The 10,322-nt window shown below is 69.2% G+C and carries 3 protein-coding genes; 2 read left to right on the plus strand and 1 reads right to left on the minus strand.

The genetic code is table 11. The annotated features are described in order from the left end of the window. A partial coding sequence (locus tag AAF604_24300) for an amino acid adenylation domain-containing protein (protein ID MEM7052805.1) occupies positions 1–7,370 on the minus strand: 7,370 nt, incomplete at its 3' end. Positions 7,371–7,577: 207 nt separating this feature from the next. Here AAF604_24300 and AAF604_24305 point away from each other — a divergent pair. After that, positions 7,578–7,985, plus strand: coding sequence for an S-adenosylmethionine decarboxylase (locus tag AAF604_24305; protein MEM7052806.1), 408 nt, complete (start codon positions 7,578–7,580; stop codon positions 7,983–7,985). A 66-nt stretch (positions 7,986–8,051) separates the two neighbouring features. Continuing rightward, positions 8,052–10,091, plus strand: coding sequence for a CRTAC1 family protein (locus AAF604_24310; protein ID MEM7052807.1), 2,040 nt, complete (start codon positions 8,052–8,054; stop codon positions 10,089–10,091). Positions 10,092–10,322 lie beyond the last annotated feature (231 nt).

The following is a 10,322-nucleotide window of genomic DNA, read 5'->3' on the forward strand; positions in this document are numbered from 1 at the left end:
GCGCGGCCGGCACCGCCGTGCCGGCGCGCGCGGGCGGCCCCCCGCGGCCCCGCCGCGCGGTCCGGTTGGTGGTTGTGGTGCGGGGTGGCGGCCCGCGCCCCCCCCCCCCCCACCACCGGGGTGACCGGCAGGCTGCCGGCGAGGCTCTCGGTGGAGGCGTAGGTGGTGGTCTCCGTCGGACCATAGCCGTTGATCACCTCGGGCGCCGCCGCACCGAGAGCGAGCAACTTCCACGACAGGGCGGGATCGAGGCCTTCGCCACCGGTGAGCACGTGCTCGAGGCCGGCGAGGGTCTCCGGCGCCTCCCGCGCCACCTCGTGCAGCAGAGCGGTGGTCAGGAACAGACTGGTCACCTGGTGGTCCTGCAGGGCGCGCTGCAGACGGGCCGGCGAGAGGGTGACATCGGGCTCGAGCACCACCAGGGTGGCGCCGGCGACCAGCGCCCCCCAAATCTCGAGGGTGGCGGCATCGAAGGAGACATTCGAGCCTTGCGCCATGCGGTCCCCCGGCCCGAGCGCGAGGAAGCGATTCTCGCGCACCAGACGATCGACGCCCCGGTGGGTCACCATCACCCCTTTGGGGCGACCGGTCGAGCCGGAGGTGTACATCACGTAGAGCAGATCGTCGCCGCCAGGCGGCGCAGGAAGTGACGGGGCGCCGGGCGGCGCAGGAAGTGTCGGGGCGCCGGGTGATGGCTCCGCCACCAGCCGGCGAATCTCGTCGCTGGTCAGGACCGCCTGGCGACCGGAAGACCAGGTGGGGGTCGTGTCGGCGATCAACCAACGACAACCGGCATCCTGCAGGAAAAAGCGCAGCATGGTTTCGGGATGGGCCGGATCGAGCGGTACGTAAGCGCCTCCGGCCTTGACCACGGCCAGCATCGCCACCACCCAATCGGCCGACCGGGGCCACAGAATGGCGACCCGCTCGGCCGGCTCGAGGCCCCGCCGCAGCAGCTCCCGGGCGAGGCTGGCGCTGCGCCGATCGAGCTCGCCATAGGTCAGGGAGAGATCTCCCTCGACCACCGCCACCGCCTGCGGGTGGTCGCGCACCCATCGCTCCACCAGGGCGAGCAGCGAGTCCCCTTCGAGCGGCCGGCGCGCCCGGTCGTTCCATTCCCGCAACACCTGATGGCGCTGCCCCGCCGAGAGCAGCGGCAAGCGCTGCACCGGGGTCGCCGGCTGGTGCACTAGAGCACTCAGCAGGCGCAGCCACTGCCGACCCCAGCGCTGCACGGTGGTGTCGTCGAAAAGACAGCGACGCCACGACCACTGGGCCTCCCAAGGGCCATCGCCGGTCGCCACCATGAGGGTGAGATCGAACTTCTCGCGACCGCTGTCGAGGGTCCTTCCGGCGACTTCCAGGGCGCCGGCCCAGGGCGGGCTGGCGAGCTCTTCATCGCGCAGCGCGAACATCACCTGGAAGAGCGGCGACCGGCCCGGATCGCGCTCCGGAGCCAGCTCCTCCACCAGGCGATCGAAGGGCACTTCACGATGGCGATGGGCCTCCAGAACCAGCCGGCCCACGGCCCGCAGGAAGGCCTCGCCGGTGTCGGCGGCGGCGAGATCCGGCACCAGCACCAGCGTGTTGACGAAGAAGCCGAGAAGGCCATCGAGCTCGGGCCGGTCGCGTCCCGAGACGGGGGTACCGAAGGCCGGCCGACGGCGCCCCGTGAGGCGACCCAAAAAGGCCGACAGAGCCGCCGCCAAGACCATGAAAGGAGTCACCCCGAGGGCCTGGGCACGGGTCTCGATGGCGACCCGGAGATCCTCCGGAATCGTCACGGCGCAGTGCCGTGAGGCAGTCTCGGGAATCGCCGGACGGGGCCGATCGAAGGGCAGCTCGAGGGGCGGCAAGGCGGCGAGCTGACGACGCCACCAGGCCAACGAGTCGGCGAGATCGGTCGCCGCCAGACGCTCTTGCTGCCAGGCTGCGTAGTCGCCGTAGTGCAGCTCGAGAGGCGGCAGGGGCGGTCCATCGGCGCCGGTCGCCAGACCGTAGAGATGGCGCAGATCGGCGAGCAGGATGGCGGTCGAGGCACCGTCCGAAACGCTGTGATGCTGATTGATCAGGAGCTCGTGGCGTTGGTCCGCCAGACGCAGCAGCAGAACCCGCGCCAGCGGCCCGCTGCGCAGATCGAAGGGCCGCTCCGCTTCCGCCGTCGCCAGCCGCAGCGCCTCCCGGCGACGTCGAGACTCCGGCAGCGCGACCAGGGAAACTTCCGGGACCGTTTGCCGAGACCAGGCCACAACCCGCTGCCAGGGACGACCATCGTCTTCCTGAAACACCGTCCGCAGCACCCGATGACGGCGGCGTAGGGCGTTCCAGGCGGCCGCCAAGGCGGCGCCGTCGACCGCCCCCTCGAGGGTCAGGGCCAGGGGGATGTTGTAGGACGGATCGCCCGGGCTCAGCTCGTCGAGAAACCACAAGCGCTGCTGCGCCGAGCTCGCCGGGATGGCAGCGTCCTCGGGCAACGGTCGCAAAGGCTGCCCGAGGGCCGTCGGCGGCGCCGCTTCGAGGCGCCGCGCCAGGCCGACGACGGTGGGCTCCTCGAAGAGCTCCGCCACCGGCAGGTCGACCCCGAAGTGCTGCCGTACCCTGCCCAGCATGCGGGTCGCCAACAGCGAGTGTCCTCCGAGGTCGAAGAAGCTGGCGGCGACATCGACCGTCTCGAGCTCGAGCAGCTCCTGCCAGATCTCGACCAGAGCCGCTTCGCTGACGGTCCGGGGACCGCTGCCGGTGGCAGACTCGGCGGCCCTCTCCAGCGGTTGCCGGGCGAGAGCGCGTCGGTCGAGCTTGCCGTTGGGAGTCCGCGGCAGGTGGTCGCGCAGCAGGATCCTCGACGGCACCATGAAGGCCGGCAGTCGCGCCGCCAGCTCGGCCCGCAGCCGCGCCTCCTCGGCTTCTTCCGGCATCGCTTCGCGGTGCGGCACCGCATAGGCGACCAAGCGCCGGCGGTCCCCTTCCCCGACTGCCACCACCGCACCGTCGGCCAGCGCCGGCAAGGCCGTCAAACGCGCCTCGACCTCGCCGAGCTCGACCCGGAACCCGCGCACCTTGACCTGATCGTCGGCTCGACCGAGGAAGTCGAGACCGCCGGCCGGCAGCCAGCGCACCAGATCGCCGGTGCGGTAGAGGCGTTCCCCCTGGCCCCAGGGGTCGGGCCGGAAGGACTCGGCGGTGCGCCGCGGGCGGTCGAGGTAGCCCCGCGCCAGGGCGGTGCCGGCGAGATAGAGCTCCCCCGGCGAACCCAACGGCACCGGCCGCAGGCCGGCATCGAGCACCCGCGCCCGAAATCCCGCCAAGGGGCGACCGATGGGAGGTCGCTGCGCCGCCTTCGGCGGTCCTGCGACGACCTCGAAGGAGGCGCAGATAGTGGTCTCCGTCGGCCCGTAGGCGTTGACGAAGCAACGTCCCGATGCCCAACGGCGAGCCGTCTCCGGCGGGCAGGCCTCCCCCGCCACCAGCACCGTCGAGAGCCCCGGCAAGGCGGCGGGATCCATCGCCGCCAGGGCCGACGGCGGCACCGTCAGATGGCTGATCTGACGCCGCGACAGCAGAGCCTCGAGGTTCCTCCCGGGCAGTCGCTCCTCGGCCGGCGCGAACACCAGCGTGGCGCCGCTGGCCCAAGACATCAACAGCTCGGCCACCGAGGCATCGAAGCTCGGCGACGCCATCTGCAGAACCCGAGCGCCGGGTTGCGCTGCAAAGTGCTGCGCCATCTCGGCAGCGAAGGCGCCGAGTCCGCGATGGCTGACCTGGGTGCCCTTGGGCCGGCCGGTGGAGCCCGAGGTGTAGATGACGTAGGCGAGATCGTCGACCGTCGTCGGTGAATCTTCGATCTCCTGCGGTGGCACCGAGCGGCAAAGGTCGGCGAAGGAAAACACCTCACCGGCAAAGGCCTCGACCGCGCCCGTGGCGATCGCCCAGCGGGCGCCGCTGTCCTCCATCATCCAAGCGATGCGCTCGGCCGGATAGGCGGGATCGACCGGCACGAAGGCGCCGCCGGCACGCCACACCGCCAGGGCCGAGATCGCCCAAGGGGCACCACCGGACAGCACGAGAGCCACCAGCGACTCGCGACCGATTCCGTGGCGTCGTAGCTGCCGGGCCATTCGACCACTGAGGCGCCAAAGGTCGGCGAAGCTCTGCTGCTCGACGCCGTCGCTCCAGGCGAGGGCGTCGGGGGTGGCGTCGACCCAGCGGCGCACCAGCTCCGGATAGGTCCGGGGTGAGGGCGCCACGGGAGCCGTCGCCAGCTCGTGGAGGAGCTGATGACGCTGCGCCGGCGACAGCAGCGGCAGCTCGGCGAGCCTCTGGTCTGGCGCCTCGACACCGGCCGAGAGCAAACGCAGATAGGCCTCGGCCCAACGCCGCATGGTCACCTCGTCGAACAGCTCCGGGCGATACTCGAAGCGACCCCGGAAGCGGTCACCGACCTGCTCGACCTCGAAGGTGAGATCGAGCTTGGCGGGGACGGCGTCCTCCGCCAGCTCCCCGAGGGGCGACAGCTCGAGGGCCGGTCGGGGCAGGTTCTGGAGCACGAACAGCACCTGCACCAGCGGCGTCTGGCGGAGATCGCGCACCGGAGCCAGCGCCTCCACCAGCTCCTCGAAGGGCAGGTCTTGATCGGCAAAGGCCGCCAGCGAGCGCCGCCGGGTGGCGGTCAGCAGGTCGGCGAAGGCCGCTTCCGGAGGCAGCTCCGCCCGCAGCACGAGGGTATTGACGAAGAAGCCCAGCAGGCCTTCGAGCTCGGGCCGGCGACGGCCGGCGACGGGACTGCCGACGGCGAGGTCTCGTCGCCCCGTCCAGCGCCCCAGGCAAGCCTGGAAGACCGCCAGCAGCACCATGAAGGGGGTTTCTCCGCGGCCCTCCGCAAAGGCCACGAGACCCTTGCCCAGATCCTCTGGGAAGGGGAATCTCCAAACCGCTCCGCGGCCCCCCGGCAAAGCGTTCCGCCGGCGGTCGGTGGGCAGCTCGAGGGGCTCGAGGTCGGCCAGCCGGCGGCGCCAGCGGGCGAGCAGCCGGCGCCGTCTCTCTCCGGCCAACCACCGGCGCTGCCAGGCGGCATAGTCGTCGTACTGCAGCCCCAAGGCAGGGAGAGCCGCGCCCTGCAAGAGCTGCTTCAGCTCGCCGACCAGGACCTCGAGAGACCAGCCGTCGGTGATGATGTGGTGCTGCACCAGAAAGAGTGTCCGACCGGCAGCGCTGTGCAGCAGGGCGGCGCGCAGCAACGGGCCGGCGGCGAGGTCGAAAGGCTCACCGACCAGCCAGCGCGCCGCGCGGCGCTCTTCCTCGGCGCCGCAGTCCGGCGGCAAAGCCGTGAGGTCGATCTCCGGCAGAGTCTCCAAGACGTCGCGCCGCTCGCCCAGGGACTCATCTTCGGGAAAGGTCGTACGCAGCACCCGGTGGCGGGCGACGATGGCGCCGAGGGCCGCCGCTACCGCCGCCGGCGAAGCCATCGTCGGCAGGCGAACGGCGAGCGGCACGTTGTAGGCGGTGCTCTGCGGATCGAGTCGGTCGAGAAACCACAACCGGCGCTGGGCGAAGGAATGCCGTGGAGCTTCTTCGGCCGACCGGGGGATGAGCTCGGGATAGCTGTCCGAACCGGCCTCTGCCGGCCCGGCGAAGCGCCGCGCCAGGGCCGCGATGGTGCGCTCCTCGAAGAGCGCCGCGAGCTCGACTTCCCGCCCCAGCGCCCGGCCCATGCGTGCCGCCAGGCGAGTCGCCACCAGGGAATGCCCGCCGAGGGCGAAGAAGTCGTCCTCGACTCCGACCTCTTCGAGGCCGAGCACTTCGCACCAGATCGCCGCGATCGTCGCTTCGCGCTCATCGCGCGGCGCCACCAGCTCCCCTTCGAGGGAGTCTCGACGCCAGTCCGGCACCGGCAGCGCGCGGCGATCGACCTTGCCGCTGGGGGTCAGGGGCAAGGCCTCGAGACGCACCACCGCAGACGGCACCATGTAATCCGGCAGACGCTGCCGCAGCGGCGCGACGAGGTCCCTCGACGAATGCTCGGCGGCGGCCACCAGATAGGCCACCAGGCGCTGCTGGCGGGCCCCGGCCACCGCCTTCACGGCGCCGGCGCGCACTCGCGGATCGTCTTCGAGGGCCGCTTCGACCTCCCCCACCTCGACCCGGAAGCCGCGAACCTTGACCTGACCGTCGAGGCGACCGAGGAACTCGAAGCCACCGACCTCGGCACGGCGCGCCAGGTCGCCGGTGCGATAGAGGCGACCTCCGGCCCGACCGGAGAAGGGATCGGGCACGAAACGCTCGGCGGTCAGCGCCGGGCGGCCGAGGTAGCCGCGCGCCGGCGCCTGCCCTCCGATCAGCAGCTCGCCTTGCTCCTGTGCACGGCCGCCGGCATCGTCGGAGAGGTGGATGTCGACCTCGTCGATGGCCTCGCCGATGGCCGGCAAGGCTGGCCAGCCGCGCGCTTCCCCAGGCAGGGGAAAGGCAGTGACGACGTGGGCCTCCGTTGGGCCGTACTGGTTTTCCAGGCGACAGCCGGGAAGGCCGTCGAAGAAGCGCCGCACGGTGTCGTTGACGCGTAGCTGCTCGCCGGCCGTGACCACCTCCTCGAGGGCCAGCGGCCGCGGCCGCTCACCGGCTTCCTCGGCCAGCCAATGGAGGGCCACGAAGGGCAGGAAAAGGCGCTGCACCCGATGCTTCGCGAGGTGATCGAGCAAGGCCGCCGGATCGCGCCGGGTCGCCTCGTCGACCAGCACCAACGTTCCGCCGACGCTCCAGGTGGCGAAGATCTCCTGGAATGAAACATCGAAGCTGGAAGGAGCGAACTGCAGGGTCCGGTCCCCCGGCCCGCTGCGACTCGCCTGCGCCTGCCAGCGCAGCAGGTTGACCAGCGGTCGATGGGGCATTCCCACCCCCTTCGGCCGCCCCGTCGAGCCGGAGGTGTACAGAATGTAGGCCAAGGACTCCCCATGGGCACCGTCGAGGGCTCCGTCATCGGCCTCCGCCGGCGTTGCCGCGGCGTCGATCCAGCTCACTCCGGGGGTCTCGAAGGCGGGCCGGGGACCGATCCCCAGGGCGACTCCCGCATCCTCCAGCATGAAGGACAGACGCTCCGCGGGATAGGACGGATCGAGGGGTAGACAAGCGCCGCCCGCGGCGAGCACTCCGAGGAGGGCGGCCAGGGCATCGGCACCGCGGCCCGCGGAAAGGGCCACCGGGACATCGGGCCCGACCCCCTGCGGGCGAAGCCAACGGCCCCAGCCCTCGGCGCGACGCGCCAGCGTGCCGTAGGACAGGCTCACCGCGCCGTCGATCAGGGCCAGCTCGTCCGGTGCCGTAGACGCACTCCGCAAGAACAGGCCGTAGAGAGTCTTCTCCTCGGCCCCGAGCCTCACACCACTTCCCATTGTTTCCAGAGATCTCCGCAGTCAATTTATTGCAATATGCGCACGGAAAGATTAGCATATAAACTCTGAAGTCAATATGAGAAGTTCTAATAAATTTTAATTCAATGAATTCTTGATCCGCTCCCCGATCTCGGAGAGTCGGACCAGGCCACGCGATCAATCCATCGGAGGATGCGAACCATGCAGGAAAGAACCATGGATGGAGAGTGTTGGGGCTATCAGCTCATCGTCGACTGCTTCGGCTGCGACTTCGACGTCTGCTGTGATCTCGACAAGGGATACGAGTTCCTCGACTCGATCTGCAACCACCTCGAGATGACCAAGCAGACCCAGCCTTACATCTTCAAGACCTGCGAAAACACCTTCCCGGGCAAGCCCGGCTACAGCGGCTGGGTTCCGATCATCGAGAGCGGAATCCAGATCCATACCTCCGCCAAGAATCAGTTCATCAGCGTCGACGTCTACTCCTGCAAGCCCTTCGATCTCGACGAGGTGGTGGCCTTCACCCGTCGTTGGTTCGAGCCCGCCCACGTCGACACGGCCTTTCTTCAGCGCGGTCGAGATTTTCGCCACCGGCAGCAGGTCGCGGCCGTCGCCCGTTGACCCTGCCGCCACCACCCGGTGGCCCCTGGTCCTTGTTCCACTGAACCTTCCATAAGGAGGAAAATGATGTTGTCTCAACACAGCTTGCGGGGTTGTCTGATTGCAGCGGCCCTCGTACTCGTTCCCTGCATCGCCGTCGCCGACGGCGGCGTGACCTTCGAGAACATCGCCGAGGGCGACGGCGCCGGAATCGACTACCGGCGCGTGCCGTCGCCGCGCATCGCGATCCGCGACGCCTCGACATTGCTTTCGCCGATCGCGAACGCCGACTTCCGGTCGGTTCGCACCAACTCCACGCCGCAGAAGGGTCGGGGCAACCCTGGCGTGGTGGTGTTTGATCACGACGGTGATGGCGACCTCGACATCTACGTCACCAACGGTCCCGGCGCCGACAACAGTCTCTACTCGAGCCAGCTCGAGGAGACCGGCACCATCACCTTCGTCGACATCGGCGGTCCTGCCGGCGTCGGTGCCTTCGATCAGGACAGCGCCGGGGCGTGCGCCGGAGACATCGACAACGACGGCGACCAAGACCTGATGGTGCTCGGCACGGGCGAGCCCAGCCGGCTGTTCGAAAATCAGGGCGACGGCACCTTCATCGACATCTCCGCCACCGCCGGCGTCTCCGACCTGGCCCGCTACTCCGTCGGCTGCTCCTTCGGAGACATCGACAACGACGGCTATCTCGATGTCGTGGTGGCCAACACCTACGACACCTGGGATCACCGCATTCCGGTGTTCACCATCGGGCCCACCTATGAGCTGATGGAGCACAACGAGCTCTACCGCAATCGCGGTGACAACACCTTCGAGGACGTCAGCGCCAGCTCCGGCATCGAGGAGGTCTCGAACATGCCGGACGCCGCCTTCACCTGGGCCATCGCGATGGTCGACTACGACCTCGACGGCGACATCGACATCGTCTCCGCCGACAACCAGGGCGGTGCGCCGCAGGACGTCTCCGAGGAGCGCGGCTACAACCGTATTTTCCAGAACGACGGCACCGGCCAGTTCACCGATGTCACCTTCGAGGCCGGCCTCAACATCTTCGGCGGCTGGATGGGTCTCGACTTCGGCGATCTCAACTGCGACGGCTCGATGGACTTCTTCTCCACCAACCTCGGCTACCTGGGAGGCGGTCAGCCTTCCCGCTGGTTCTTCGGCAATCCGGACGGCACCTTCACCGATCCCGGCGTCGGCGATCTGGCGATGACCCCCTTCGGCTGGGGCGTGTCGATCTTCGACTACGACAACGACGCCGACAGCGACATCGTCTACCACGGCGGCGTCGACCTCTTCTCCCTGCTGATCGAGGACAATCCGGGCACCCTGCTGCGCAACGAAGGGGACTGCAGCGGCACTTTCACCTGGGACGATGGTGCCTTCAGCACCAACCACAAGGTGCGGACGGTGCAGGGTGTCGCCGTCGGTGATCTCAACCAGGACGGCTTCGAGGACATCGTCTCGGTGTCGAATTACGACGTCGTGGAGAACGTCTTCGTGCCCTTCGCGGGGGTGGTCCTGCCGCCTTTCGGCTCGCCCTTCGACGACGTCGCCGGATTCGAGGTCGGTTTCGATCCGGGTGTCAATCCGGGGTTCCAGACCTACATCGATCCGGTGCTCGAGGACGGCACCCTGTCGGTCGAGATCAACAGCGCCGACAACGGCAATGGCTGGGTCGAAGTGCAGGCCCTCGGCACCGTCGATCTGACCCGCAAGGGCAGCGTCAACCGTGACGCCGTCGGCGCCGTGGTGTCGTTCACGCCGGCCGACGGGGCTCCCTCGATGCGCCCCATCGTCGCCGGCTCGAGCTACTCCTCGCAGGACAGCCTGGCCGCCAACTTCGGCCTCGGCAGCGCCCACTACGGCACCGTCGACGTCCTGTGGCCGGGCGGCGTGCGCAATCGCTTGTACTACGTCGGCGATGGCGAGTCGATTCTGTTCCCGGAGATTCCGTGCAGCATCGACGAGCCGTCCTTCGGCCGCTACTTCAAGTGCGTCGCCCGCAGCATGCGGGACCTGCGCCGCAACCACGTCCTCGATCGCCACGAGCGCCGGCGGTTCTTCCGCAGCGCCCTGTGGGCCTTCTTCGACGAGCGTCATTAGTCGGCTGCTGAACAAGTCGCTGCGCGACTTGTTCAGCGCCTGCTGTTTCAGGGGGGCTCGTTTCAGGGGGGCTAAAGGCGCCCCCCTCCGTCGCACGCACCTGTCGTGCGACCTCACCCCCGTCCTCGGCGCCGCAGGCGCCGCCACGCCCATGCGGGCGCGGGGTCTCTTGCGGATGCCGGAGGAGTTTTTAAGCGGGCTGATGGGGGCGCGGCGTTTCGGGGGGCGCAA

This window comes from Acidobacteriota bacterium, assembly GCA_039028635.1.
Lineage (GTDB): Bacteria > Acidobacteriota > Thermoanaerobaculia > Multivoradales > JBCCEF01 > JBCCEF01.